Source organism: Streptomyces sp. NPDC006610, from assembly GCF_040611575.1.
Classification (GTDB): domain Bacteria; phylum Actinomycetota; class Actinomycetes; order Streptomycetales; family Streptomycetaceae; genus Streptomyces.
Window position 1 is genome coordinate 1 of sequence record NZ_JBEXOP010000029.1, and the last position, 26,457, is coordinate 26,457.

At 68.0% G+C, this 26,457-nt stretch carries 23 protein-coding genes and 3 pseudogenes; 17 read left to right on the plus strand and 9 right to left on the minus strand.

Going from position 1 to position 26,457, the window contains the following annotated elements; genetic code table 11:
- Positions 1-122 precede the first annotated feature (122 nt).
- Both ABZY13_RS22550 and ABZY13_RS22555 read right to left on the minus strand, forming a co-directional pair.
- Positions 123-524 carry a metalloregulator ArsR/SmtB family transcription factor gene (locus ABZY13_RS22550; protein WP_356633486.1) on the minus strand — a complete coding sequence of 134 codons (402 nt, stop codon included), beginning with the start codon at positions 522-524 and terminating at the stop codon, positions 123-125.
- A gap of 113 nt (positions 525-637) precedes the next feature.
- Positions 638-2,197 (minus strand): MFS transporter, encoded by a 1,560-nt coding sequence (locus ABZY13_RS22555; protein ID WP_356633488.1) that lies wholly within the window; start codon positions 2,195-2,197, stop codon positions 638-640.
- 753 nt (positions 2,198-2,950) lie between these two features.
- Between ABZY13_RS22555 and ABZY13_RS22560 the strand changes: the two genes are divergently transcribed.
- From ABZY13_RS22560 to ABZY13_RS22595, 8 genes are all read left to right on the plus strand, one after another.
- Positions 2,951-3,673 (plus strand): hypothetical protein, encoded by a 723-nt coding sequence (locus ABZY13_RS22560; protein WP_356633490.1) that lies wholly within the window; start codon positions 2,951-2,953, stop codon positions 3,671-3,673.
- A 112-nt stretch (positions 3,674-3,785) separates the two neighbouring features.
- Positions 3,786-6,308 carry a molybdopterin-dependent oxidoreductase gene (locus ABZY13_RS22565; RefSeq protein ID WP_356633492.1) on the plus strand — a complete coding sequence of 841 codons (2,523 nt, stop codon included), beginning with the start codon at positions 3,786-3,788 and terminating at the stop codon, positions 6,306-6,308.
- Positions 6,309-6,365: 57 nt separating this feature from the next.
- The gene (gene aroA / locus ABZY13_RS22570; protein WP_356633494.1) at positions 6,366-7,688 is read left to right on the plus strand and encodes a 3-phosphoshikimate 1-carboxyvinyltransferase; all 1,323 of its coding nucleotides are present in this window, start codon (positions 6,366-6,368) and stop codon (positions 7,686-7,688) included.
- Complete coding sequence (gene gpmI / locus ABZY13_RS22575; RefSeq protein WP_356633496.1) at positions 7,685-9,220, plus strand: 2,3-bisphosphoglycerate-independent phosphoglycerate mutase; 1,536 nt, start codon at positions 7,685-7,687, stop codon at positions 9,218-9,220. Before aroA ends, gpmI begins: the two co-directional genes overlap by 4 nt.
- Positions 9,217-9,570 carry a hypothetical protein gene (locus tag ABZY13_RS22580; protein WP_356633498.1) on the plus strand — a complete coding sequence of 118 codons (354 nt, stop codon included), beginning with the start codon at positions 9,217-9,219 and terminating at the stop codon, positions 9,568-9,570. The genes gpmI and ABZY13_RS22580 overlap by 4 nt, the downstream gene beginning before the upstream one ends.
- Positions 9,571-9,961: 391 nt before the next feature.
- The gene (locus tag ABZY13_RS22585) at positions 9,962-10,834 is read left to right on the plus strand and encodes a phosphate ABC transporter substrate-binding protein (RefSeq protein ID WP_356633500.1); all 873 of its coding nucleotides are present in this window, start codon (positions 9,962-9,964) and stop codon (positions 10,832-10,834) included.
- Between the two features lie 3 nt (positions 10,835-10,837).
- Positions 10,838-12,655, plus strand: a complete 1,818-nt coding sequence (gene pstC / locus ABZY13_RS22590) for a phosphate ABC transporter permease subunit PstC (protein ID WP_356633502.1) — start codon at positions 10,838-10,840, stop codon at positions 12,653-12,655.
- Positions 12,643-13,332, plus strand: coding sequence for an ATP-binding cassette domain-containing protein (locus tag ABZY13_RS22595; protein ID WP_356633504.1), 690 nt, complete (start codon positions 12,643-12,645; stop codon positions 13,330-13,332). The genes pstC and ABZY13_RS22595 overlap by 13 nt, the downstream gene beginning before the upstream one ends.
- A gap of 119 nt (positions 13,333-13,451) precedes the next feature.
- Here ABZY13_RS22595 and ABZY13_RS22600 read toward each other — a convergent pair whose 3' ends face one another.
- Positions 13,452-13,751: a metalloregulator ArsR/SmtB family transcription factor gene (locus tag ABZY13_RS22600; RefSeq protein ID WP_356633506.1), complete on the minus strand. Its 300-nt coding sequence runs from the start codon at positions 13,749-13,751 to the stop codon at positions 13,452-13,454.
- A 158-nt stretch (positions 13,752-13,909) separates the two neighbouring features.
- The gene (locus tag ABZY13_RS22605) at positions 13,910-14,269 is read right to left on the minus strand and encodes a metalloregulator ArsR/SmtB family transcription factor (RefSeq protein WP_356633508.1); all 360 of its coding nucleotides are present in this window, start codon (positions 14,267-14,269) and stop codon (positions 13,910-13,912) included.
- A 161-nt stretch (positions 14,270-14,430) separates the two neighbouring features.
- Here ABZY13_RS22605 and ABZY13_RS22610 point away from each other — a divergent pair, with 161 nt between their 5' ends.
- From ABZY13_RS22610 to ABZY13_RS22630, 5 genes are all read left to right on the plus strand, one after another.
- The gene (locus tag ABZY13_RS22610; RefSeq protein WP_356633510.1) at positions 14,431-15,816 is read left to right on the plus strand and encodes an FAD-dependent oxidoreductase; all 1,386 of its coding nucleotides are present in this window, start codon (positions 14,431-14,433) and stop codon (positions 15,814-15,816) included.
- A gap of 67 nt (positions 15,817-15,883) precedes the next feature.
- A complete protein-coding gene (locus ABZY13_RS22615; protein ID WP_356633512.1) occupies positions 15,884-16,342 on the plus strand; it encodes an ArsI/CadI family heavy metal resistance metalloenzyme in 459 nt (152 codons plus the stop codon).
- Between the two features lie 6 nt (positions 16,343-16,348).
- Entirely contained in the window at positions 16,349-17,599 is a 1,251-nt protein-coding gene (locus ABZY13_RS22620) for an MFS transporter (RefSeq protein WP_356633514.1), read from the plus strand.
- A 287-nt stretch (positions 17,600-17,886) separates the two neighbouring features.
- The gene (locus ABZY13_RS22625; RefSeq protein WP_356633516.1) at positions 17,887-18,702 is read left to right on the plus strand and encodes a sulfite exporter TauE/SafE family protein; all 816 of its coding nucleotides are present in this window, start codon (positions 17,887-17,889) and stop codon (positions 18,700-18,702) included.
- A gap of 238 nt (positions 18,703-18,940) precedes the next feature.
- Entirely contained in the window at positions 18,941-19,321 is a 381-nt protein-coding gene (locus tag ABZY13_RS22630) for a metalloregulator ArsR/SmtB family transcription factor (protein WP_356633518.1), read from the plus strand.
- Between the two features lie 10 nt (positions 19,322-19,331).
- Here the strand turns inward: ABZY13_RS22630 and ABZY13_RS22635 are convergent.
- The 4 genes and pseudogenes from ABZY13_RS22635 to ABZY13_RS22650 all read right to left on the minus strand — a co-directional run.
- A pseudogene (locus ABZY13_RS22635) lies at positions 19,332-19,671 on the minus strand (hypothetical protein); the annotation flags it as partial.
- Positions 19,672-19,940: 269 nt separating this feature from the next.
- Positions 19,941-20,995: pseudogene (locus tag ABZY13_RS22640) on the minus strand (ArsO family NAD(P)H-dependent flavin-containing monooxygenase).
- Positions 20,992-22,109: pseudogene (gene arsB, locus ABZY13_RS22645) on the minus strand (ACR3 family arsenite efflux transporter). The pseudogenes ABZY13_RS22640 and arsB overlap by 4 nt, the downstream one beginning before the upstream one ends.
- The gene (locus ABZY13_RS22650; RefSeq protein WP_356633520.1) at positions 22,106-22,414 is read right to left on the minus strand and encodes a metalloregulator ArsR/SmtB family transcription factor; all 309 of its coding nucleotides are present in this window, start codon (positions 22,412-22,414) and stop codon (positions 22,106-22,108) included. The pseudogene arsB and the gene ABZY13_RS22650 overlap by 4 nt, the downstream one beginning before the upstream one ends.
- Before the next feature lie 95 nt (positions 22,415-22,509).
- On the opposite strand from ABZY13_RS22650, the gene ABZY13_RS22655 reads away from it, so the two are divergent.
- Complete coding sequence (locus ABZY13_RS22655) at positions 22,510-22,932, plus strand: arsenate reductase ArsC (RefSeq protein ID WP_356633646.1); 423 nt, start codon at positions 22,510-22,512, stop codon at positions 22,930-22,932.
- Entirely contained in the window at positions 22,929-23,903 is a 975-nt protein-coding gene (trxB, locus tag ABZY13_RS22660) for a thioredoxin-disulfide reductase (protein ID WP_356633522.1), read from the plus strand. The genes ABZY13_RS22655 and trxB overlap by 4 nt, the downstream gene beginning before the upstream one ends.
- 168 nt (positions 23,904-24,071) lie before the next feature.
- Here the strand turns inward: trxB and ABZY13_RS22665 are convergent, their stop codons facing one another.
- Positions 24,072-24,257 (minus strand): hypothetical protein, encoded by a 186-nt coding sequence (locus ABZY13_RS22665; RefSeq protein ID WP_356633524.1) that lies wholly within the window; start codon positions 24,255-24,257, stop codon positions 24,072-24,074.
- Positions 24,258-24,417: 160 nt separating this feature from the next.
- Between ABZY13_RS22665 and ABZY13_RS22670 the strand changes: the two genes are divergently transcribed.
- Positions 24,418-25,215: a hypothetical protein gene (locus ABZY13_RS22670; protein ID WP_356633526.1), complete on the plus strand. Its 798-nt coding sequence runs from the start codon at positions 24,418-24,420 to the stop codon at positions 25,213-25,215.
- A gap of 773 nt (positions 25,216-25,988) precedes the next feature.
- On the plus strand, positions 25,989-26,159 hold the full coding sequence (locus ABZY13_RS22675) for a hypothetical protein (RefSeq protein WP_356633528.1): 171 nt from the start codon (positions 25,989-25,991) through the stop codon (positions 26,157-26,159).
- Positions 26,160-26,457: the final 298 nt, after the last annotated feature.

Here is a 26,457-nt window from a genome sequence, read left to right on the forward strand (position 1 = left end):
CAGATGGCGGCGATGCTTCAGCAGGTCGCGCACGCGTGCATGCAGACTAAGGAGCTGGTCACGCCGATACTGGAGTCTGCTGAGGCTGAAGCGTGGAGCACCCGCCCCTTCGACATGAGTGATCAGGCCCCTTGGGCAGTAGTGGGTTGGTCTGCCTCCGTTTGAAGGCAGGCCGCCACCGTTTCGGGGTCCATGGCGGCCAGGCTGGCGAACATGCGCAGCGGCTCGGCCAAGGTCTGGCAGCACATCACGTACTGATTACTGCGACCCTTGGGGATCGCCTCGACGAGGTTCTGCTCCCGCAGCGGGGCCAGGTGATGGCTGACCAGGGTCTGGCTCAGGCCAGTGGCCTCCTGCAGCTCCTTGACGGTGCGGGGACGTTGGGCGATCAGCAGGATCAGTGTCAGCCGGGTCTCGTCTGCCAGCGCCCGCAGTTTGGGTGCCAGCATCTGTGCCCGGTCGCGTTCACTCAGCCACTGAGCAGGATCGCTGACCGCCACCCTGAGCTTCGATGGCCGGGCCATCGTCACCTCTCCCTCTCCGGCGGGCCGGTCGTCCGGCCCGGGCGGCCCGGTCCTGGCTTGCGGGCCGGACGGGGTTGCGGAGTCGATCCTATGCACTGTCCGCTCCCCGGCCTTCAGGTGGTAGCAGGAGCGTCGTCGCTGTGAGCGGCGGCTTCGGACGCTCCAGTGCCGTCGTCTCCGGTGACACGGGACCGAGGCAGGACCAACGCGGCCACCACGGCACCGACTGCGGCAACGCCGACGGCGATCAGCAGCGTGGTGGCGAATCCACCGACGAACGACTGCTGTGCGGCGTCCAGGACACGCTGACCGGCGGCACCGCCGAGCTGCTGAGCGACCGCGGATGCTCCTGCCAGGGACTCGTGTACCGCTTGCCCGGCCTCGCCGGGCAGCTGAGCGGCCTGGGGCAGGTCATCGCGATACAGCGTGGCGATCACGCTGCCGCTGATGGCGATGCCGAGCGCGCCGCCGACCTGCATGCCCACGTCCGCCACCGCGGAGCCGGCTCCCGCCTGGCGAGCGGCGGAGACGACCAGGATCGCGTCGACGGCGGCAGGCAGGGCGATGCCCATTCCGAGGCCGAACACGGCCAGTCCGATGAGCGCCTGCGTCTCGTCGTCGACGGTGAGCCCTGCCAAGATACCGAGTCCCGCGGCGCACAGCAGCAGGCCGAGCACCACTGTGGCCTTGAGCCCTGTGCGTTCCACCAGCTTCGCCGACAAGGGGGCACCCACCATCATCGTGCCGATGGCGAGCATGCGCAGGCCCGCGCCCAGCGGGTCCAGTTCGAGCACCGACTGCAGGTACTGGGTGAGCAGGTACAGGCCGCTGTAAAGACCGAAGGAGGTGCAGGCGATGGCCAAGGCGCCACCGCCGTAGCGGGCGTTGAGGAACAGGCCGACGTCGAGCATCGGATGGGTGGTCTTCCGCTCCCACACGACGAAGGCGACCATCAGGACTACGCCGAGGAAGAGGGAGCCGAGGGTGATGACGTCACCCCAGCCGTTGTGCGGAGCCTCGACCAGGCCGTAGACGATGGCCACCAGTCCGGCCACCGAAAGAAGGGCGCCGACGAGATCCAGACCGGGGTGGCCTTCCGCCTTCGATTCGGGGATCAGCTTGGCTCCGCCGATCAGGGCGATGGCCGCCAGGGGCACGTTGATGAGGAACATCGAGCCCCACCAGAAGTGCTCGAGCAGCAGGCCGCTGACAACCGGGCCCAGCGGTACGCCGACGGCGGCTGCACCCGACCAGATGCCGATCGCCTTGCCCTGTTCTTCACGCGGGAAGACGTCCTTGATGATGGCGAGGGTGGCGGGCATCATCAGCGCGGCCGAGATACCCATCAGGGCGCGGAAGGTAATGAGCATCTCGGCGTTGGAGGCGAACGCGGCACCGAGGCTGGTCAGCGCGAAGGCGCCCAGCCCCACGGAGAGCAGTCTTTTGCGGCCGAACCGGTCCGACAGGCCGCCGGCCATGAGCAGCAGTCCGCCGAAGGCCAGGGCGTATGAGTCGACCATCCACTGCAGTTGGCTGCTGGTGGCGTCCAGGTCCTTCTGGATGCTGGGCAGAGCCAGGTTCAGGATGAGGGTGTCCAGGCCGATCAGCACCAGGCTCAGGCACAGGATGTTGAGAATCTGCCATCGGCGGGGATGGCCGGCGGAGGGGTTCACTTGCTTCTCCTCGAACGCAACAGGTCGGCGCCCCGTAGGGCGGCCGGTGGTTGGCCTGCCTGCGGGGGAATGAAGGCAGGCCGACCACCGGCCAGGCCAAACTAAACAGCATTGGCCGTTATCAACAGTCATCGCTGTTGATAACGGCCGACTTTGTGCGCTGGTTCCAGCCATCTCCCCGATGTCTCGCAACTCGCCTCGCCCGCAGCGCAGTTTCCGGCGCTGGCGTGCACAAAGGCGCACGCGGCACCCCGATGACCCGACAAGTAACACCCCAGGGACATCCCTGCCGACCGAGGCGCCACTCACGGCAACATGGCTGGTGAGGCTGAGGTCGGATGCCTTGCTCACACCCTTCTGCAGCGAGCGGACGCCTCGGCGCAGAGATGGCGCAATCATTTCCAGCCCACCGACAGAACCCTCGAATACTTAGACCGCCATCGATAGATTGAGCGAGAAGCAGCACGGGGGGCCTGCAGAGGGCTCCCGCGCGGGGTGCATCGGGGGGCTGGAAGACATGCGTACATCCGGTAGGCAACGACTCGTAGCCACATCTCCGCCGAAGCGTCGGTAGCACCCCTCGCCTTCTCTGTCCCGGGATCCGTGCGTGGCGGCACGGTCCTGACATCACCTCAGACGCACCAATTTCCGCGCAGGCGAGCGCTCGGCACGCGCTCTGCCGCGCCCACAAGGCTGGGGCCGTCACTGGCGATGACAGTTCCACACCTTCCCGAAACAGTTGAAGGGGAAACGATGTCAGTCTCTGCTCAGCCACGCCTTGCCCTAGTGGGGGACCGCGGCAACCACGACGAGCCGTCCCACCCGAAGATCGACGCGATGCGTGAGCAGTGGGACCTGACCACCGAGTGGGTACCGACCACCGAGATACACGACGCCTCCCGCCTGGACGGCTTCGACGGCATATGGGTGGTGCCGGGAGCGCCCTACTTCAACCAGAAGGGTGTGCACGTCGCCGTACGACACGCTCGGGAGAACCGGCTGCCGTTCCTGGGCACCTGCGGCGGCTTCTTCAGCGCCCTGATCGAGCACGCCCAGAACGTACTGCATCTGCCGGAGGCAGACGGTGTCGATGAGGATCCCGAAAAGCTGATGCCTCTCGTGACACCGCTGAAGTGCTCCTTCCGCGGAGAGAAAGCTCCTTTGAAGGTCAAGGAGGACTCCCGGCTCGCCGCCATCTACGGCACGACCGAGGTCGAGGAGATCTTCCACTGCGACTACGGGTTGACCGACGCCTTCATGAACGCCGCCAATCAGGGATCGCTGCAGCTCAGCGCCTGGGACAGCGACGGCGCACCGCGCGCACTGGAGATCGCCGGCCATCCGTTCTTCATGGGCAGTCTTTTCCAGCCTGAGCTGTCGTCCGCGCCCGGAGCCGAGCACAAAATCCTCAGGGCGTTCCTGGCCGCCGTACGCACCAAGGCCGAAGCCGGCACTGCGCCGACACCCGCTCACTGACCACCACCCCAGCACATCTGCTTGTCACAAGGCCGTGCGGGGTGCCCGCACGGCCCGGGCACCGCCATGCCCGCCTCGTTCGCACACCAGGCGGAAGGATCCCCACGTCTCCATGAAGCACGATCAGCACGGCCTGTCCCGACGCGGCTTCGTCCGCGGCAGCGTCATCGGCGGCGCCGGCCTAGGAACGCCGGTCCTGCTTCCAGTGGTCTCCGCGCACGCCGCCGTGGAACCCGGCGTAACGAGCGGGACATCCGGACCTGCGGGCCGGACAGGCACAGACTTCACCGACCAGTCCGCTGCCCTGACCCCTGACAAGACCGTCGCCACAGCGTGCCAGTTCTGCAACTCCAACTGCCGACTCAACGTCGACCTAAAGGCGGGCCGGGTACTGGCCGTGCGCGGCGAGGACCGCGACCCCGTCCAGCAGGGACAGGTTTGCGTTAAGGCCGAGCTGATGCCTCAGCTCGTCTACAACGCCGAGCGGCTGACTCGCCCGCTGCGTCGCGTCTCCGGCGCAAAGGGCTCGCCCCACTCCAAGTTCGAGGCCGTGAGCTGGGAAGAGGCCCTGCACACCATCGCGAGGAGGTTCCTGGCACTGCGCGATGCCGGACAGGCGCACACCATCGCCAACCGCACCACCGGCCGCATGCCCCGCGGCACGGGGTCGCTCGTGGCCCGCCTGTTCGCGATGCTGGGCAGCCCCAACAACACCGACGTCGGCCCGGTCTGCAACGACGCCGGCGGCAACGCCCTGGCGACGACCTTCGGTCTGGGCAACTTCACCAACGGGTACGGGATCGACGGGTCGACAGGCAAGGACGACCTCGGATCAGCCCGCCACTACCTATTCCTGGGCACCAACCAGGCCGAGACCCACCCGGTGACCTTCGACTACCTGCTGCGCAACCGCGAGAAGACAAAGGCCACCCTGACCGTCGTCGACCCGCGTCTGACTCCAACCGGAGCTGTCGCCGACCGGTGGGTGGCGCCCAAGCCGCACACCGACCTCGCGCTGCTCCTGGCCATGCTCCACCACATCGTGGAGGAGGCCTTGTACGACAAGGCCTTCGTCAAGCGGTGGGTGGCCGGCTTCGACGAGCTGCGCGCCCATCTGGCCAAGCACCAGTACACCCCCGCATGGGCGGCGAAGGTCACTGGACTCAAGGCCGACGTCATCACCGAGATGGCCGTGGAGTACGCGACGGCGAAGCCGGCGGCGATCTTTTGCAACGCCGGGATCTCCCACCAGCTCAGCGCGTTCGACACCTACCGGGTCGCCACCTTTCTGGCCGCGGTCACCGGCAACATCGGACGGCCGGGCGGCGGCTGCAACTTCATGCACAACACCTGGCCCGGCGACCTGCACCTGCCGCCGCTGAAGGCCGATGTGCCCGAGCGGCGCGAAGCGCTGCCGGTCGGCCCGGACTACTTCGCCGAGTCCATCCTGACGAACAACCCCTACCGGCTGCGCGCGGTAATGACCCAGGGCAACCCGCTGGTGTCCTCCGCGAACACGACCAAGGTCAAGAAGGCCTTCGAGCAGCTCGACTTCTACGTCTACACCGGCCTCTTCATGGAAGAGGCCGCGTACTACGCCGACATCATCCTGCCGGTCTGCAGCGGGCTGGAGATGGAAGGCGTCTACATGCGCCGCGACGACAGGGCCATCCGCTGGCAGGACCAGGTCGTCGACCGGGTCGGCGAGTCCCGGCCGGACTGGGAAATCTGGATCGGCCTGGCACACGCCCTGGCGGAGCTGGACACCCGCCGGCCCGGCGCCGAATGGCGTGAGGCGTTCCCCGAGCGGTGGATGGACTACAAGAACCTGTGGGACGACTTTGTCACCCACACCCCCGGCATGGGCGGCATGACCCGCACGCGGATGCGCAAGCGGACCGAGCCACTGCGCTGGCCGTGCCCCACCACCGACCACCCAGGCGTGAGCACCCTCTACCTGGACCACCAAAGCTGGTACGAGGCCGCCGAGTCGCTGAACCCCGCCCACCGGGGCAAACGCTTCCTCACCCCCAGCGGCAAGGTGGAGATCACCACCTCGGAGCTGGAGAAGAAGCTGGCCGTCACCGGTCACAGCGCCCTGCCGATCTTCTATACGCATCCCGAGGTCACCGGGAAGAATCCGACCCTCGCCTACAGCAGGAAGTTCGTCACCAATCCCATCAACCCCCAGGCCGTCACCCATCCGGTACGACTGGCGGTGCCCGGCAGCGACGCGGTGCACCGCGATTTCCCGCTGATGGGCATGACCGGCCGGCCCAGTGTCGTCCACTTCGCCGAGGTCACCCACTGGACACCGACGGGCAAGCAGCTCAACGGCATCCGCTTCATCCAGATCCATCCCGACACGGCTCGCAGCCTGGGCATCGCCGACCGCGACGACGTCCGTGTCGAAAGCCCTCGCGGATCGGTGACGGGCACGGCTCTGCTGTGGGAGGGGATCAGAACGGACACCGTGTTCGTCCCCAACACGTTCGGCCCTGCCCAGAAACTGGGCGACCTCTTCGACGACCCACGCTACGAGGCGGCCAACACCCTCCCCGACGACCGCTTCTACGACAGCCTGTCCGGCCAGCAGGCCTTCAAGTGCTTCGCCTGCCGGGTCGTCAAGGCCTGAACCTCCCACCGGCCGCAAGCCCCCCCCCACTCTCCCCCCTTTCGCTGGAGGCACCGCATGTCCGCCGCACCCGACCCGCGCCTCAAGGCCGAGTCCCTCACCGTCCGGACACTGGCCGGTTTCGACGAGACCGTCCGCGTCCTGGGCTCCAAGAGCTACACCAACCGCTACCTGGCCATCGCCTCCCTGTCCGGGCAGGAAACCGTCATCGACAACGCGCTGCTGTCGGACGACACGGTCTACCTAGCCCGCGCCATCGAGGCGTTCGGCCACGTCACCTGCGACATCGACCACGCCACTGCCCGCATCCGCGTCACCCCCACGGGCGAGGCGATGCGCGCCCCGAGCGAGGAGGTCTTCGTCGGCGGTGCGGGCACCCCGCTGCGGTTCCTGATCTCCATGGCCGGGCACGCCGAAGGCACCACGGTCATCACCGGCAACACCCGCATGCAGGAACGTCCCATGGGAGACCTGCTCAAGGCCCTGCCTGCGCTGGGTGTGGACGCCGCCGCGGTGCGTGGCAACGGCAGTCCGCCCATCCGTGTGATCGGCGGCTCCTTCAAGGGCGGCGCCACGTCCATCAGCGGTGCCGTGTCCAGCCAGTTCACCTCCAGCCTCATCATCAACGCGCTGCGCGCCCAGACCGACACCGAGATCACCATCAGCGACGAGCTGGTCTCCAAGCCGTACGTGGAGATGACGCTGGCCGCGCTGAAGGAGATGGGCGTCAGCGTCGACCGGGACGAATACCGCCGTTTCACCGTCCCGGCCGGGCAGCAGGCCCGCGGCGGAGAGGTGACGGTCGAGCCGGACGCCTCTGGCATGTCCTACTTCCTGGCCGCCGCCGCCATCCTGCAGTCACGGGTCGTCATCCCAGGCATCGGCGCCGGTTCCCACCAGGGAGACGTCCACCTCGTCCAGGCCCTGGAGCGGATGGGCTGCCGCACCGAGGTCACCGACGACTCGATCACCCTGACCGGCGGGCCCCTCCACGGCATCGACATCGACATGGAGGCCATGCCCGACGTCGTACCCTCCCTGGCGATCACCGCCGCCTACGCCGAGGGCACCACCCGCATCACCAACATCGCTTCCCTGCGCGTCAAGGAGTGCGACCGCATCGCCGCCGTCACCACCGAGCTGCGCAAGATGGGCATCGACGTCGAGGAACACGCGGACGCGATGTACATCACTGGCGGCACCCCGCACGGCGCGGTCATCGACACCTACGACGACCACCGCATCGCCATGACCTTCGCCATCGGCGGCCTGCGCACCGAGGGCGTGGTCATCAAGGATCCTGGCTGCGTCGCCAAGTCCTTCCCTACCTTCTGGCAGACCCTCGACACCCTGTACCCCGCGCTGGAGAGCACCAAGTGAGCACGCCCGAACCGGTGCCCGCCGGCCCGGGCATTCTCCTGGTCCTCGACGGCTGGGGCCACGCCGACACAGCCGACGACAACGCGCTGACGCTGGCGCACACCCCTGTCCTGGACGACCTGGTCGCCCGCCACCCGAGCACCCTGGCCGAGGCCTCCGGCGACGCGGTCGGCCTGCTCCCGGGCACTGTCGGAAACTCCGAGATCGGCCACATGGTCATCGGAGCCGGTCGGCCCCTGCCCTACGACAGCCTCCTGGTCCAGCAGGCCATCGACAGCGGTGCCCTGCGTACGCATCCGCGACTGGGTGCCCTGCTGGAGAAGACCGCCGCGGTCGCGGGCGCACTGCACCTGATCGGTCTGTGCTCGGACGGTCAGATCCACTCCCACGTCGAGCACCTGAGCGAACTGCTGGACGCTGCAGCCGCCCACCAGGTGCAGCGTGTGTTCATCCATGCGATCACTGACGGCCGCGATGTCGCCGACCACACCGGCGAGACCTACCTGACGCGGGTGGCCGAGCTGACCGCCCAGGCCGGGGTGGGACAGGTCGCCACCGTCATCGGCCGCGGCTACGCGATGGACAAGGCCGGCAACCTCGATCTGACCGAACAGGCGGTCACCCTGGTCGCCGACGGACAGGGCACGCCCACCGGCAGCGTCCTGACAGCGGTCGGCGCGAGTGAGCGCGGCGACGAGTGGGTCCCCGCGAGCGTGCTCACGCCTGCGGGAGACGCCAGGATCGCCGACGGGGACACGGTGCTGTGGTTCAACTTCCGCAGCGACCGCATTCAGCAGTTCGCCGACCGTCTCAGCGAGCATCTGACTGCCAGCGGCCGCTCGGTGGACATGGTCAGCCTGGCCCAGTACGACACCCGCACTGCCATACCCGCTCTCGTGGAGCGCGCGGATGCCTCCGGCGGTCTCGCCGACGAGCTCGCCGCAGTGGGGCTGCGCAGTGTCCGCATAGCCGAGGCCGAGAAGTTCGAGCATGTCACGTACTACATCAACGGCCGTGACGCGACAGTGCGCAGCGGAGAGGAGCACGTGCGCATCACCGGAGACGGAAAGGCAGACTACGTCGCGCGTCCCCGGATGAACCTCGACCGCGTCACCGCGGCCGTGGTCGAAGCCGCCGCCCGCACGGACGTCGATCTGGTCATCGCCAACCTGGCCAACATCGACGTGGTCGGCCACACCGGCAACCTCGCCGCCACCGTCACCGCCTGCGAGGCCACCGACGCCGCGATGGAGCAGATCCTGCGAGCGGCCCGGGACAGTCGCCGATGGGTGCTCGCCGTCGGCGACCACGGCAACGCCGAACGCATGACCAAGCAGGCGCCGGACGGCACCATGCGGCCCTACGGCGGGCACACCACCAACCCGGTCCCCCTGGTGATCGTCCCCAACAGGAGCGACACGCCGGCACCCGTACTGCCAGAGAGGGCCACGCTGGCCGATGTGGCCCCCACCGTCCTGCGCCTGCTGGGACACAAACCTGGATCCGCCATGACAGGAAGGCCCCTGCTGTGAGTTCTCCCGAATCCGCCCAAGCCCTGTGGCATGGGGCTCCCGTTCTGTCCGATTGTCTGGACAGGCCCCATATCGCAGCCGCCTTCACCGAAGACGCCCTCGTCCGCAGGCTGGACGCAGGCAGCATCGAGGGTGTGCTGCACGAGCCCGCCGACCGCTCGCGCGCAGTTCTGGGCCTGCACAACCCGTCAACGGAAAAAGCTCGGGTCAACCTCACTACCCTGCTGCCCGAACGCGCCGACTGCACCTGGCACTTCCTCAGCGGCTCCATGCACACCAGCCACGCAGCCGACGGTATGTACGTCCACCTGGACGCGGCTGGCACTGTCTGGCTCACCGCGGCCTCGTAGAGACCGCCGCAGACCGGGCCACGGCGCCCGGTCACCTGCGTCCGCGTGCCGGCGGGTGTGAACCGTCGGCACCGCTCGCCAGATCCACCGCAGCCTGCGCGGGCAGCTCCTCACGAGGTGTTGTCCCGCGTCTCTTTCAGGGCACCGCCAACCCCGAAGGATCTGACATGTCCACATCCATATTCTCCGAGGCGCCGGCTGTAGCCGTTGCCTCACCCCGTCCGGCCGGTCCGCTTCTCGCGACCGCCGGCACGACCGACCGGGATGCACCCCTCCCCCGGCCAGCCCTTCCCCTTCCGTCACACCGGTGACCGCCCCAGGGGCCTCGCAACCCGCCCCGTTCCACCTCATCCCACGTACCGCGGTCACGCACGAAGGAAAGGCTTCAGCAATGTTCAACAAGAATCGCCGCCGCGCATGCCTCGCCACCTCGGCTCTGGCAGTCATGACCCTCACAAGCTGCTCGGACGGCGGAGCCGAAAAGGGTGGTGCCCTCCAGGTCAGCGGGTCGACCACCGTAGCGCCGGTGGCCGCGGACGCGGCCGAGGCTCTCAAGGCCGACGGGCTCGACATCACCGTGGCCACTCAGGGCGGCTCGGCCGGCGGCATCTCCCAGCTCGCAGCGGGCCAGATCGACATCGCGCTGAGCTCGAAGCCTCTGGCCGAAGAAGACAAGGCCGCAAACTCCAACACCGACTTTCTCCCCACACAAATCGGTGCGGACGCCGTCGGTGTCATCGTCACCAAGGAAGTCGCCGACGCCGGGGTGAAGAACCTCACCGCCGACCAGGTTCGTGACCTGTTCGAGGGAAAGATCAACAACTGGTCTGAAGTCGGCGGTCCCGACCTCGACGTCTTCGTCTACGACAAAGAGCCGGGGCGCGGAACCCGGGAGGTCCTCAACAAGTACATGTACGGGGACAAGGAGGCACCGCCGCCGCCGGAGTCGGGCAATTACGCCATCGTCGGGGGCAACCTCGAAACCCGCAACAAGCTGGAGTCCACGCCGGGCGCCGTGGCACCGCTGTCCACCAGCTTCGTCGAAGGACGCGACGGTCTAGCCGCGGTGACGCTCGACGGGATCGAGCCTTCCCCGGAGAACATCGCGTCCGGCAAGTACCCCATGGCCCGGCCCCTGTACTTGATCACCGACGGCGAGCCGGAGGGATCCGCCAGGAAGTTCGTCGACTACCTCCTGTCTTCCAAGGGCCAGGAGCTGATGACCAAGCACGGCTACCTCACTCTCAGGGAAATCGGTAAGTAACCGATGACCACCAAGACCCTGACTCGGCCGCCCGTCGCACCCGACACCGGCAGCCGCCCACGCCCCTCGAAGTGGATCTGGGGCTGGATGTATGCCGGGGCGTTCGCCGTGGCGGCTCTGCTCCTTACTGTCATCGGGTATCTCGCCGCAGGCGTCGCCGACGGCCACGTGGACTGGCTGGAGTTGCTGTCCGAAGGCTCGTGGAGCCCGGCCAACTCCGTGTACGGCGGTCTGGCAATGATCTATGGCACGGCGGTGGTGTCGGTTCTCGCCCTCGTCATCGCCGTGCCCGTCAGCTGGGCAGCGGCCGTGGCGCTGTCAGAGTACCTGCCGCCCCGCTTGGCGCGCCCTCTGCGTATGTGCGTGGAGTTGCTCGCCGCCGTGCCGTCCATCGTCTACGGCCTCATCGGCATCATGGTCGTCCGTCCCGTCATCGCGCAGTTCGCCGACGTACCCGGCGGGGACAGTCTCGCGGCCGCCGGCATCGTTCTCGCGGTCATGATCACTCCCACCATCGTGGCCGTCAGTGTCGACGCACTCGCCGCAGTGCCCGACCGCGTCCGCGAGGCCGCCTACTCGCTCGGGCTGACCCGGCGGGAAGTGGTTCGCTCGGCGGTTCTGCCGATGGCGCGGCCAGCCATGCGAGCGGCCGTTCTGCTCGGTCTGGCCCGGGCGCTGGGCGAAGCCATCGCCGTATTCCTGGTCGTGGGCCGGGCGGACGGCCGGCTGCCCACCAGTTTCGGAGGGTTTTTCGACTCGCTGGTCCACCCCGGCCAGACGCTGACGACGAAGCTCGCCGGCCCGGAACCCGTGTTGGCCGGAACTTCCGGTCCCTACTTCGCCGCTCTGTGCGGGCTCGGCCTCATCCTCCTGGCACTGGTGGCCGCCGCCACAATCTGGGGCACACGAGGTCGCACCCGAGGCTCAGCGACCAAGCGCGTCCCCCGCTTCCGGTTCCGGGGCACGCCGCGAATGCGGCTGCAGCGGGATCGACTGGTGATGGTGCTGCGGATGGGTGCCCTGTTGTTGCCCAGCATCCTCCTCGCCGGCATGCTCGCTCTGCTGGTGACGCGGGGAAGCTCGGCGTTGAATCCGTCCTTCTGGTTCACGTCGGCGACCGGCGCGGCCGGAGGAGGCGTGCGCGATCAGATCGTCGGCACTCTGCTGCTCATCGCCACCACGGCCGTCCTGGCTCTGCCCTTGGGCTTCGGCGCGGGCATCCTGATCGGAATTCATGCCTCCGAGCGCACGGCACGCGTGCTGCAGACCCTCACCGTCGTCCTCGGAGGGGCGCCGACCATCCTGCTGGGCCTGGCAGGTTTCGTGATCCTGTCCACCATGATGGGCTGGGGCCGGTCCTGGCTGGCGGGCGCGATCGTACTCGTTCCCGTTGTGGTGCCGGTGATCGCTCTGACCACCTCCGCCCGCGTCAGGAGCATTCCTCCGGAACTCACGGAGAGTGCCCTGTCACTAGGGCTGACGCGCGCGCAGTTCGTTCGCTCCGTGGTCGTTCCGTACACCTGGCCGGCGACGATCACCGGCCTGCTCCTCGGCCTGGCCCGAGCCGCGGGCGAGACCGCCCCGCTGTTGTTCACCGCGACTGTCTTCTTCGGCGCGCCCGCCGTGCCGAGCGGCATCGTCGAAGCACCCGTACAGGCATTGCCGACCCACATCTTCACTCTTTCCCAGGACTCGGGTGACCCCCAGGCCGTCACCCAGGCATGGGGAAGCGCGATGGCGCTGGTGCTCATCACGGCAGTACTTCTCAGCGCGGCAGTCGCGCTGCGCAACCGCTTCGAGGGGGAGAGATGGACCACGTAATCACCGTGCGCGAGCTCCGTGTACGCAGCCGCGAGAAGGTGTTGGTCGGGCCCGTCTCGTTCAGTCTCGAACACGGTTCCACCACCGGGTTGTGCGGACCGTCGGGAGTGGGCAAGTCCACCATCCTGCGCGCCTTGGTGGAACTGCTGCCCAACGGGCTGATTCGTGACGGGGAACTGCGGGTGCTCGAGCGGACGATCGCGCCCGGCAAGGGAGACGCCGACCTGAGGGCCAAGATCGTACTCGTGCCCCAGACGCCGGTCGTCTTCGGTGGCAGCATCCTCGACAATGCCCTGTTCGGTCTGCGCCATGTCCTGCGGGCTTCCCAGGAAATCTTGCGGGAGCGGGCAGAGCAGGCGCTGGAAGAGGCCGGACTGTGGAAGGAGGTTGCCGACCGGCTTGATTCGCCCGCGCAGGACCTGTCCGCAGGGCAGCGCCAACGGCTTTGTCTTGCCCGCGCCCTGGCTCTGGAGCCGGCAGCACTGCTGCTCGACGAGCCCACCAGTGCACTCGACGAACGCAGCAGGGACAAGGTCGAACAATCCATCGCCGCACTGCACGGCCGCCGAGCGGTCCTGCTCGTCTCCCACGACCCGGCGCAGGTGGAGCGCCTGTGCGATACGACCGTTCACCTGGACCAGCCCGTGTCGGCCTCCGCGGCTGCTGCCGTGGGCTGATCCCCGGCGTTCGGGAAAGCGCCCGCACCACCCGGCTCCCCGGCTCGGCCTCCGGCCTCGTACCGTGTTGTCCGAATCGGGGGTGCGGAGCCGGGGTGCTGGTCCCGCTCGACCGCCGGTCACGCGCCGACTTGGCTGCGCTGATGCAGAATCTGCATCAGCGCAGAGCGCACTCCCTCACCCAGTCTGTAGTAGACGAGGCGGCCCTCACGTCTGCTTTCGATCAGACCGATGCAGCGCAGGCGTTTCAGGTGGTGACTGACGGTCGCCGGGGATACCCCGACGTCCGCCAGTTCATGTACCGCAGCCTCGGCCCCGGCCCGTTCCGCGAGCTGCATCAGCAACTGCAGGCGCACTGGGTCCCCGAGGGTTTTGAACACCTTGGACCACCAGACCATGTCGGCTGTGCTCAGCTCCAAGCACGTACCGTCACAAGGGGCGATGACCCCTTTCTGGCACATGGCGTCTCCCCTCCCGGCGTCCTTCCCGGGGTCCGTTACCCGTAGGCATGTTCACGCGCCCGGGAGCCGTTGCGTCCGGCCGAAGCATCCAGCAGCGGACGGACGGTGTCGGCCGATCAGGTGCTCTGCGACAGCAGGCCCGCCATGGCCGACAACACTCCGGGCGCAACGCGGTAGTACACCCAGCTGGCACGGCGCTCGGACTGGAGAAGCCCGGCTTCTCGCAGCTTGCGCAGGTGGTGGCTGACAGTGGGCTGAGAAACGCCGACGTCCTGGATGTCACAGACACAGGCCTCTCCGGCCGGCTGGGCCGCGATCTTCGAGAACAGCCGCAGCCGGACGGGATCGGACAGCGCCTTGAAGATCGTGGCGATCTTCTCAGAGTCCGCAGCGGACAGTTCTTCCTTGCCCAGCGGCTGGCAACACCATGACGCGGTGGCGTGCAGGTCGGTGGAGCCGATGGCCAGATTAGACATACCTCTATGTTGACAGGCATCAAATCATTTGCCAAGCGGTAAACGGAACCCCCATACCCCGAGCGGGCTTGATTAGATGAACTTCTATGTTGACGGACATCGATCTTCGGTGCATGCTGACCGATATCGACAAGCATCGAAGCCGAGGAGTCGTCGCAACCATGTCCACCGCTTCTGTTCCGCCCGTGGTCGTCATCGGCGCCGGCCCCATCGGCCTGGCCGCCGCAGCCCACCTCTCCGACCGCGGCCTGAATGCACTCGTTCTCGAGGCGGGCCGCACCGCCGGCACCTCCGTGCACGACTGGGCGCACGTCCGCCTGTTCTCCACCTGGGGCGAAGTCGTCGATCCGGCCGCTGAGAAGCTCCTCGCCCCGACGGGCTGGAGCAAGCCCGACGCCAGCACCTACCCGAGCGGCGGCGACTGGATCGAGCACTACCTGCGGCCACTCGCCGCCGTTCTCGGTGACCGGGTCCGTTACGGTGCCCGGGTCACCGGCGTAACGAAGGCCGGGCGGGACCGCGTTGTGGACGCCGACCGCGACACCCAGCCCTTCGTCGTGCACGTCCAGCACACCGACGGTCGCGAGGAACGGATCCTCGCCGCCGGAGTGATCGACGCCTCGGGTACCTGGGCCCTGCCCTCTCCAGCCGGGGGCAGCGGTCTGCCGGCTTTCGGCGAGCGGGCGGCAGCCGACCGCATCAGCTACCGCATCCCCGACCTCACGGACCCGGCCGTTCGTGACCGATACGCGGGCAAGCGCACCGCCGTCATCGGCTCGGGCGCCTCCGCGTTCACCGCCCTCGTCGCACTGGCCGAGCTGGCGCGCTCCCAGGACGACACGGCGACGAAGACGGTGTGGGTGCTGCGCCGCGGCATCTCCGAATCCACCTTCGGCGGCGGAGACGCGGACCAGCTGCCCGCGCGCGGTGCTCTCGGCCTCGCTGCAAAGGCGACCGTCGACGACGGCCAGGCTGAAGCGGTCACCGGCTTCCGGACCGAGGCCGTCGAACGCGACACGGCTGGCCGGCTGGTACTGGTGGCCGAGGACGGCCGACGCCTGCGGGGCGTGGACGAGCTCATCGTCCTGACCGGACTCCGCCCCGACTTGTCTTTCCTCTCCGAGGTTCGTCTGCGCCTGGACGAGCGCCTGCAGGCACCGGTGGAGCTCGCTCCGCTGATCGACCCCAACCAGCACTCCTGCGGCACCGTCTACCCGCACGGCCACCGGGAACTGTCCCACCCGGACTCCGGTGTCTACCTGGTCGGCATGAAGAGCTACGGACGTGCTCCCACGTTCCTCGCGATGACCGGCTACGAGCAGGTCCGCTCCGTAGCGGCCGCACTGGCGGGCGACACCGAAGCGGCCGACCGCGTGGAACTGGTTCTGCCGGAAACCGGCGTGTGCGGCGGCTCCGGACTGTTCGACACCGCCGACGCCTCCGAGGCTGAGGCGGGCTGCTGCACCACTCCTGCCCCGCAGCCGGTTCAGCTCATCACCGTTTCCCCCAGCCCGGCCACCGCATCCGGCGGTTGTTGCAACGCCTGAACGCCCCGCTCAACGCAGTCACGGCCGCAGGCCGCGTGCACCATCCAATCCAGCAGAAGGAACTCACATGTCCCGGGTACAGCTCGTCCTGCGCGTACCTGATCTGCCAGCCGCGATCGTCTTCTACAGCAAGCTGTTCGACACCGCACCCGCCAAACTCCGTGACGGCTATGCCAACTTCGCGATTAGCGACCCCGCGCTCAAGTTCGTTCTCATCGAAGGAACAGACGGCGAGGACACCCGCCTGGACCACCTCGGCATCGAGGTGGCTTCTACCGAAGACGTGCAGACAGCCGCTGCCCGGCTGGCCCAGGCGGGGCTGGCCACAGCGGAGGAGAAGGACACCGCCTGCTGCTACGCCCTGCAGGACAAAGTCTGGGTGCGCGGCCCCGGCCAGGAACCGTGGGAGGTGTACGTCGTCAAGGCCGACGCCGACACCCTCGCCAAGCAGTCCGGCAGCGCCTGTTGCAGCCCGGCAGTCGCCAACCGGTCCGAACAGCGGTCCGACGCGGCTGGTTGCTGCTGACGGCGCATGAGCAACCTCTTCACGGCCCGTTCCGCGACCGCGGCACTCGACAGACCGACGCGGCCGCGCAGGGCCCTGCCGGCCCTGTGCCTGACCCAAATCACCAGCTGGGGCATCGTCTACTACGCGTTTCCTGTCCTCAATTCGCAGATCACCACCGCCACCGGCTGGAGCGCGGCCATGACCACGGCCGCGTTCTCCGCCGCTCTGCTCGTCTCTGCCCTGGCCGGCATCCGCGTCGGCCGGATCCTGGACACCCGCGGCCCGCGCACGGTCATGACCACCGGCTCCGTCATCGGCACTGCCAGTCTGATCATCATCGCGACCGCGCCCAATTTGGCCCTGTTCACAGCCGGATGGTTACTGGCCGGTCTCGCCATGGCCTCCACGTTCTACCAGCCCGCCTTCGCCGCACTCACCCGCTGGTGGGCTCCCGACCACGTACGCGCCCTGACCGTCGTCACGCTCGCCGGCGGCCTCGCCTCCACCGTCTTCGCACCTCTGACCGCCCAGCTGGCCGACCACTTCAGCTGGCGGCACACCTATCTGATCCTCGCTGCCGTCCTGGCCGCCGTCACCGTACCTGCGCACGCCTTCGCCCTGCGCGGCCCCTGGCCTCCCGCCCAGCCCTCTGTCGCAGCCGGCGCAACCGCCACTACGACAGTCATCACCCGCAGCCGTCCCTTCCTGCTCCTTGCCACCGCCCTGACGCTTTCGGCATTCGCGATGTACGCCGTGGTCGTCACCCTCATCCCTCTGCTGCTCGACCGCGGTTATACCCCTGCCCAGGCCGCCTGGGCTCTGGGGCTGGGCGGAGCGGGCCAGACTCTCGGCCGTACTCTGTATGCCGCATTGGCCCGCCGAAGCTCACCCGCCTTGCGCGCCACCGCCCTCATCGGCCTGGGAGGAGCGACCACCGCCGCCTTCGCATTCATCACCGGCCCCTACCTTCTGCTGGCAGTCCTCGCCGTCATCGCCGGTACCGTCCGCGGCAACCTCACCCTGCTGCAGGCCACCGCTATTACCGACCGGTGGGGCGCCAACCGCTACGGCCGTCTCTCCGGCATTCTTGCCGCCCCCACGACGACCGCCTCCGCGCTCGCTCCCTTCGCAGGCACCGCCCTGGCCGTTCCCCTCGGCGGATACCCCCACCTGTTCGCCGTCCTCGCACTGGCTTCCGCTGCTGCCGCACTCATCGCCTGGCACACCACACCAACCGACGGCACGACCTGGACAGCCCCGGTCAGAAGACCATGACCTTCTCGGGAGAGCTGAACCTTCTCGGGCCGTCTCTTTCGTCCGCGACCGGCTCTGTACACGAGAACGCGCTTACCCGTTTGGGAGGCGTTCGAGGTCAGCGGAAAGCGCGCCGCATCTTGACGAGTTTCGCCGGCACGGGCCAGCGACCGGCCGCGGAGAGGGGCGGGCAGTCGCAGGGCTGGTTCTCGGAGGTCAGAACGAATCAGGACCGGACGTCCGGTGCCCTGCCCCGAAGGCGGGGGCTGTCGTAGCGGCAGGGCTCGCGTCCAGCGAGGATGTCTGTCATGAGCACGAACCAGACCCTCCATCCCTTTCGGCTCGCGAACTCGGCACCTGTGGTGTTCGGGGCGGGAGCAGGTATCGGCGTTCTGGGCGGGATGATTGGGCTGGGCGGCGCGGAGTTCCGCCTGCCGCTGCTGATCAGCCTCTTCGGGTTCGCCGTGCTCTCGGCCGTCATCCTGAACAAGGCGATGAGCCTGGTGGTGGTCCTGGTCGCGCTGCCCGCCCGCCTGGCCGCGGTCCCGGCCGCCGAGGTCACCGCCCGCTGGCCGATCGCGGTCAACCTGCTGGCCGGCAGCCTGATAGGCGCCTGGGCCGGAGCAAGCTGGGCGGTCCGTATGCGCAGCGCCACCCTCTACAAGGTGCTGGCCGCCCTGATGGTCCTCATGGCCGCCGCGCTCTTGGTCACCCACACCACCACCCTGGACAGTCTCGCGCTGCCGCTGTGGGCCCAGTTCCCCGCCGGTGTCGCGGCCGGGTTCGGCATCGGCGTCGTCGCCGCGATCATGGGAGTGGCCGGCGGCGAGCTGCTGATCCCGACGATCGTGCTGCTGTTCGGCGAGGACATCAGGACCGCCGGAAGCCTCTCCCTGCTGGTCTCCCTGCCGACCATGCTCGTCGCGTTTACCCGCTACAGCCGCGACGGCAGTTTTGCCGTCCTGGGCGCTAACCTCCGCTTCACGGCGCTCATGGCCGCCGGCTCGGTCGCCGGGGCCGTGCTCGGCGGACTGCTCCTCGGCGTGTTCCCGGACCTGCTCCTCATCCCCGTTCTCGCCGTGATCCTGCTCGTCTCCGCGGTCAAGCTCGCCCGCCACGACTGAGCAGCGGGGCGCCTCCCGATCTCATGAGTCTCGCTACAACTCCAATCAGCTGCCTCCCACACATGAACAACTGACTTCACTGCTCGCAAGGAAGCCACCACGACGCGCCTCGCACGCCGGTCGGCTCGTTCGCCGCTGTGTCGACGCCAGCCACAACAGGCGCCCAACTCTTGTTGAATGCACGGTACGGCCACTTTCGATCGTGTCAAAGTGATCACACGGCGTATATGGTCATCGGGTGGCTGTCATAGATCTGCAAGCGTCGAAAGACGGTTTCATCGAGGGTGGCTCGTGCGGGCCGGGGCTGAGCTGCAAGCCTCTGGAGCGCTCCGAAGCCGAGCAGCTGTCTGCGATGCTGAGGGCCATCGCCGAACCCACCCGGTTGCAGTTGTTCCGGCTACTGGAACAGGCGCCTGAGGGCGAGGCATGCGTGTGCGACCTCGCCGACAGCCTGGAGTTGCGGCAATCCACTGTCAGCCATCACCTCAAGATCATGACCGAGGCCGGGCTCCTTGACCGCGAACGGCGCGGCACTTGGGCCTGGTTCTCCGTGAACCACGAGGGACTGCAGAGGATTCGGTCCATCCTGGATCCGGCGCCCCGGCCTTCGTGCGGCTGACGCAGGTGAATCATGACTGTCCGTCTCGATGACCTGCCCGGTGATCAGTATGTGGGACTGGTGTCTCGCTCGAATCACCCCCGTTGGCAAGGAGCCCGGCGATCTCGTGAGCAGCGTCGCGGGCCGGTCGTCCGACGCCAATGATCGTGGCGGAGGCGGGGCCCGTCCAGTCTCCGTAGCCGAGGAGATGCAACCGAGGCTCCTGCACGGAGCGAGTGCCGCGGGTGGTGATGCGGCCGCGTGGGCCGCGCAGGCCGAGGGACGACAGGTTCGAGAGGGCCGGCCGGAAGCCGGTGCACCAGATCACCGCGTCAGCGGGTGCCCTATGTACCCTCGGCCCAGACGACGCCGTCGCGGTCCGGGCGTACGAACGTGGGCGACGCCTTGAGCGGCCTGGACGGCCGTGTGCCCGCCGCCGAGGTCGATGTACCGGGTGCCCTTCGGCGTGGTGCCGCCCTTGGCGACCGTGACCTCCGTGCACCCGAGGTAGAGGGTCGTCTCGATCGCATCTCCGCGTACATAGCGCTGTCGTAAGGGATTGTCGCTGGTGGCACTGACAAGGGGGAGCTGCACGCAACCGGTGAACGGCGGTGACAGCGAGACGGGCGCTACGGCGCGCCTACGTGAGCAGGCCGGTGACTTCGCGGACGGCGTCCCGGACGGTGCGGCCGACGCCGATAAGGGTGGCCGAGGCCGGGCCAGTCGCCGTAGCCGAGTAGGTGCAGCCGCGGCTCGCCCAGGGCGCGGGTGCCGTCGGTGGGGATGCGGTCGCGCGGGCCGCGCAGGTCCAGCGGGGCGAGGTGGGACAGGGCCGGGCGGAAGCCGGTGCACCAGATAATCGCGTCCGCGCTGGCCCCGCTGCCGTCGGCCCACCGAACGCCGCCGGCGGTGAGGTGGGAGAACATCGGCCTCGCCAGCAGGCGTTCTGCGTCGCAGGCGGCACGGACGGGCGGCACGGCGACGATGTCGCCGAGCGAGGCCACTCCGCCGGTGTCGCTGCGGCCGGCATCGAGGGAACGGCGTCGGGCAGTGGCAACGTCGAACAGGGCGGGGCCGTCGATGCCGTCGGGGAGATAACGGGGCGGGCGCCGGGTCACCCACGTGACCTCGACGCGGCCGTCCAGGGTGAGGTCGGCGGCGATCTGGGCGCCGGAGTTGCCGCCGCCGACCACGATGACGCGCTGCCCTGTGAAGTCGGCCGGGGAGCGGTAGTTCACGGTGTGCAGCTGCTGGCCGGTGAATACGGATCGGCCCGGAACTGTGGGGAGAGGGCCGCGACCAGCTGCCGGTGGCGCTGATGACCGCGCGGGCCCGCCAGGTGCCGGTGTCTGCCTCGACCAGGAGCCGGTCGCCGTCAGAGCATACGGCGTCCACACGGGTGCCGCGCTGGACGGGCAGGTCGTAGCGTTTCTCGTAGCCGGCGAGGTAGTTTCACCGGATGCCCGGCGTCCGGGTAGGTCCCGACGAGCTGAGCGGGCATGAGCCGCCCAGGGAGTGGTGAGTAGGCGGCCGGGGGGAACAGGTGCAGGGAGTCCCACATGTGCTGCCAGGACCGCCCGGCGCCGTGTCGCCGTCCAGGATGGTGAAGTCGAGGCTCTGGCGGCGCAGGTGGTAGCCGGCGGCGAGCCCAGCTTGGCCGCCGCCGACCACCACCACAATCGTGTGCTGCGTCACGGGGCGGTGGTCACCGCGCCGGGGCGAACTTCCCTCGCCAGGCGAGCGCGACGTAGACCAGGCCGATCAGCACCGGGACTTCGATGAGCGGGCCGACGACGCCGGACAGGGCCTGGCCGGAGGTGACGCCGAAGGTGGCGATGGCGACCGCGATGGCCAGCTCGAAGTTGTTGCCCGCCGCGGTGAACGCCAGCGTCGCGGTGCGGTCGTAGGCCAGGCCCAGGCCTTTGCCGAGGAGGAAAGTGCCGAAGAACATGACCGCGAAGTAGACCAACAGCGGCAGCGCGATCCGGGCGACGTCCAGCGGCTGCGAGGTAATGGTCTTGCCCTGCAGAGCGAAGAGGATGACGATCGTGAACAGCAGCCCGTACAGGGCCCACGGGCCGATCTTCGGCAGGAACTTCGCCTCGTAGTCGGCACGGCCCATCTTGCGCTCGCCGATGCGGCGGGTCAGGAAGCCGGCCAGCAGCGGGACGCCGAGGAAGATCACCACGTTCAGGGCGATCTCCCACATCGAGGTGTCCAGGTGCGCGCCGTCGCCCAGGCCCAGCCAGCCGGGCAGCAGGTCGAGGTAGAACCAGCCCAACAGGCCGAACGCGATGACCTGGAAGACGGAGTTCAGTGCGACGAGGACGGCGGCGGCCTCGCGGTCGCCGCAGGCCAGGTCGTTCCAGATGATGACCATGGCGATGCAGCGGGCCAGGCCGACGATGATCAGGCCGGTGCGGTACTCGGGCAGGTCCGGCAGGAAGATCCACGCCAGGGCGAACATCACCGCAGGTCCCAGGACCCAGTTGACGACCAGGGAGGAGATCATCAGCTTGCGGTCGCCGGTGACGGCGTCCAGCTTGTCGTAGCGGACCTTGGCCAGGACCGGGTACATCATGATCAGCAGACCGAGCGCGATCGGCAGGGAGATCCCGCCGATCTCCACCTTCGCCAGCGCGTCGTTCAGTCCCGGGATCACCCGCCCGAGCCCGAGGCCGACGGCCATGGCGATGAGGATCCACACGGCGAGGTAGCGGTCGAGGGTGGAGAGCTTCTTGACGATCGAGTCGTCCCCGGCCGGGCCGGCGCCTTTGGTGGAGGCGGTGGTGGGCTCGGTGGAGGTCACGGGCAGGCCCTCTTGTTCTCGGCAGCGGTACGGGCGGAGTCGGCCAGCGCGGCGAACTGCTCGGACAGCCCGGCCAGGACGTCGGGCTTGAGCTTGAAGTAGGTGAACCGGCCGCATGGCTCGGTCTCCACCAGCCCGGCCTCGCGCAGCACCTTCATGTGGTTGGACAGGTTGGTCTGCTTGGCTCCGGTCTCCTCAACCAGGTGCGTCATGCAGAGCGTCTCGCGCGCCAGCAGGGTCACGATCTTCAGGCGGAGCGGATCGCCCAGCACCCGGATCACGTCAGGATCGACTGAAGTCAGCATGCACTGATACTCTCACATCATCACCCGCTGATACCAGCGAGGGCTGAAGTCATTGGCGGCTGGGTTCCGCCATGCGACGAGAGAGAACGATCACCATGGCCGACAAGCCGTCCGTCCTGTTCGTCTGCGTCCACAACGCCGGCCGCTCCCAGATGGCCGCCGCGTGGTTGACCCACCTGGCCGGCGACCGTGTCGAGGTCCGCTCCGCCGGCTCCAACCCCGGCGACCAGGTCAACCCGGCCGCCGTCGAGGCCATGGCCGAGGTCGGCATCGACATCTCCAAGGAGACGCCGAAGATCCTTACCATGGACGCGGTCCGCGAGTCGGACGTCTGCATCACCATGGGCTGCGGCGACACCTGCCCCGTCTTCCCCGGTAAGCGCTACCTGGACTGGAAGCTCGAGGACCCGGCCGGCCAGGGCGTCGAGGCCGTGCGCCCGATCCGCGACGAGATCAAGACTCTGGTCGAGGGCCTGATCGCCGAGATCGCCCCGGAGAAGCCGGAGACGACGGCGTGAGCGAGATACGCGAGGTCGTCATCATCGGCTCCGGCCCTGCCGGATACACCGCCGGCCTCTACACCGCCCGCGCCCAGCTCAGGCCTCTGCTGTTCGGCAGCTCCATCTTCGTCGGCGGCTCGCTGACCACCACGACCGAGGTGGAGAACTTCCCCGGCTTCCCCGAGGGTGTCGACGGCCCGGTCCTCATGGAGAACATGCGGGCCCAGGCCGAGAAGTTCGGCGCCGAGATGATCGACGACGACATCGTCTCCGTCGACCTGACCGGCGACATCAAGCTCCTCACCGACTCTGCGGGCACCGTGCACCGCGCGAAGACGGTGATCATCGCGACCGGCTCCGGCTACCGCAAGCTCGGCCTCCCGAACGAAGACGAGCTGTCCGGCCGCGGCGTGTCCTGGTGCGCGACCTGCGACGGGTTTTTCTTCAAGGGCCGCGACATCGTCGTGGTCGGCGGCGGCGACACCGCCATGGAGGAAGCCACCTTCCTCACCCGCTTCGCGAAGTCGGTCACCGTCGTCCACCGCCGCTCCACCCTGCGCGCCTCGAAGGTCATGCAGGACCGGGCTTTCGCCGATGACAAGATCTCCTTCGCGTTCGACAGCGAGATTACCGAGATCAAGGACACAGGCGGCATGCTCGGAGGCGTCGTCCTGCGCGACGTCTTCACCGGCGCCACCCGCGACCTGGACGTGACGGGGCTATTCATCGCGATCGGCCACGACCCGCGCACCGAGCTGTTCACCGGCCAGATGGAGCTGGACGGCGAGGGCTACATCAAGGTGCACTCCCCCTCCACGCGCACCAACCTGCCCGGCGTGTTCGCCGCCGGCGACGTCGTCGACCACACCTACCGCCAGGCCATCACCGCCGCCGGCACCGGCGCGGCCGCGGCCCTGGACGCCGAGCGCTACCTTGCCGCACACGGCGCGGCACAGACCGAACCGGCGACCGCTGCCGTCCCGGCCTGACCAGTCCGCAAAGCGACGTGGGCTCACCCCGAGAGCGTCCTGGCCGGCCGCGCCATGGTGGGCATCGGCCCCGAAGGAGCGCTGCCGCCCCTCCCTGCCCGGGGCCCGGAGCTCTGGAGATGTGAGGACCGGCTCCCCAGGGTCGGTTGTCCCAGCGGCGGGGACGGCTCAGCGCTGGATCAACCAGATCAACCAACCGATGATCGCCGCCCCCGCTGCCGAGGCGGCTCCGCCGACGGCGTTTCGAAAGATCAGCTGGAGTAAAGGGCTCAACCGTCGAGACTGCCTCTTCGGCGGCTGGGAGGTGGTGCGTTGCTCGGTGGCAGGCTTAGGGTCGTTGTCGTCGGCACTCATCGTTCTCTCCTGAATGTGGTGTCGCATGATCAGGGACCTGCCTGCGGCGGTGCCGGCAAGCTCAGGCCGCTGGTGGGTCCCTGATTTCATTGCTGAGCCTACGAATTGGAGCTTTCGAGAAGTGCAGGTAGGCCGCTCGGATCCGATGTAATTTCCAGAGGTGATTAGCGAACCGGGCACGATCGACGATCTGGTCGCCGATGCTGCGGCGGCAGGTCACCAAGTGACCAAGCGCCTCGTGCATGACTGGGTGGCCAGGGGGCTGCTGGCTCAACCCCAGCGTCGGCGGACGGGACAACGCGGCTCAGAGAAGGCGCTGCACACCGGTGCTCAACGGACGTTGTTTCTTGACCTGTTGCGCAGACGCAAGCCGCCATCCGTCCGGCCGTTGGCTGAGTTCGTGCTTGTGTGTTGGCTGTTCCTCGGTGATGACGATTGGGTGAGCACGCGACAGGCCCTCCGTGCGCTCCGCACGTACGTCGGTGACCCTCGCGGTAGCCGAGCGTGGGCGAAGACCAGGGCTGCTCAGTTCGTGCATCCACTGTGCGACCCGAGACTCGGAACCGCTCGTAGCCGCCGCGAACTCCTGCAGGCTTTCACCGAAGCCTTCTACACGGGCACCTACGACCGGGAAGACCTCGTTGCGAGGTGCGCCCCTCAGTTCGAAGACAAGAACGCATTCGGCAACGTGCTCCGGTCACTTGAGCGCGGACCAGTCGCAGGGCAGCCCGAATCGCTCCTGATACACCTTGATGTCGTCCTCCAAGCAGGGAAGGCAGTTCAGGACGGGGACGTCGATCAAGATGCCCTGGAGGAAGTCAGGGCCCAGTACCTGCGGATGCGCAGGGCCGATGCTGAGTGGCCGACGCAGAGCGACTTTGAGGACGCCATGTCCCTGCTGCTTGTAGGGCTTGGCCTTGTCGTCCTTGCCCGATCAGGCGGGCTGTCGCCTGTCTGATCCGCATTGGGGTCTGCTGCGGCTTCTGGAATCGAGAAGCCCTTGTCGTGACGATCTTGGCGGATGGGGTTGCTGGCACAGTTCGGTCGGGTGAGCTTGCCGTTGGGCGGGCATGAAGAGTGGGCCTCGGGTGCAGTTCGGGGTCGTCGAGACGGTGAGCACTGCAATCGCGATCAGCGATGCCGCCTGACCGGTCGGCCCGCATCACGCAGGGCGGGGAATCCAGGGCCCTCGGTCGATCTCATCGTTGTCCTGGTGCGAGAGTCCAATGCGCGCCGCCTGAGTCGGGGCAGATCTCCCAGGCTTCCAGAACGCCACTGTCCGTCAGACGGGTCATCTCGCCGGCTAGTTGTGTTGATCATGAGCGTTGTTGACACTCGCCGGTTTTGATCATGGCGAAGACCTCCGGTGTGGTGGAGCTGTCTAGTGCTGTGACCGGATTGGTTCACCGGGTTGGCGGTACTGTCCCCGCATGCATCAGCTCCCGTGCACTTTGGAAGCCCTCGTTGTGCGCACCGATTTCTCGGCAGACGGTGCTTGGGACGCTCTGCGGGCGGCGCTGTGCTCGCCCAGCAGGGCGGCTTCTTGCCAACGTCGCACTTGTCGATGACCGGAGTTACGAGGGCTTGACGCCCGAGTCGGTCCTCGACCTCTTCCCTGCGGAGTATCAGCATCCACTTCTTGTCCTTGCAGACCCTGTAGCTGTCGCCTCGACTGACCTGCCGCTTCTCGTAGTGGACCTACGGCGTGAGCGTGGGCGGTGCGTCCGCGTTGTGGCAGCCGAGCTGTGGAGCATCGAGAACAACCTCTTTGGGGCGAACATGGACTTCGAGGAGTTCGCCGGCGCCGTCGCCGCACTGGCCGACGTGGTGGCGCCCGAGTTCGCGTTGGCCGACGTCGATCTCGATGCCGTCGATGCGGAAGATGCGGCCTACGCACCCTGACTGGCGAGGAGGAGACAGAAGTCTCCGGCACCGGCCAGGGGCGGTGCCACACGCTCGCCCGTGTGCGTCTACGGGGACGGGTCTTTGAAGAAGGTCGTCACGAGGCGCGGGCCCAGGGGCACCTCGTGTGGTGCGGTCTGCCTCGCACTGCTACTCATTTCGCGTTACCTCCCGCCAGGTGCACCGAGGCTAAGGACCGGCGCCTCGATGAAGAGCCTGGCCGGGTTCGGTCGGCGTCGGTACGCCGTCGGTACGCCGTTCGTCCGCCGTCCAGCGGCGTGTGGGGAGACGGGAGCGT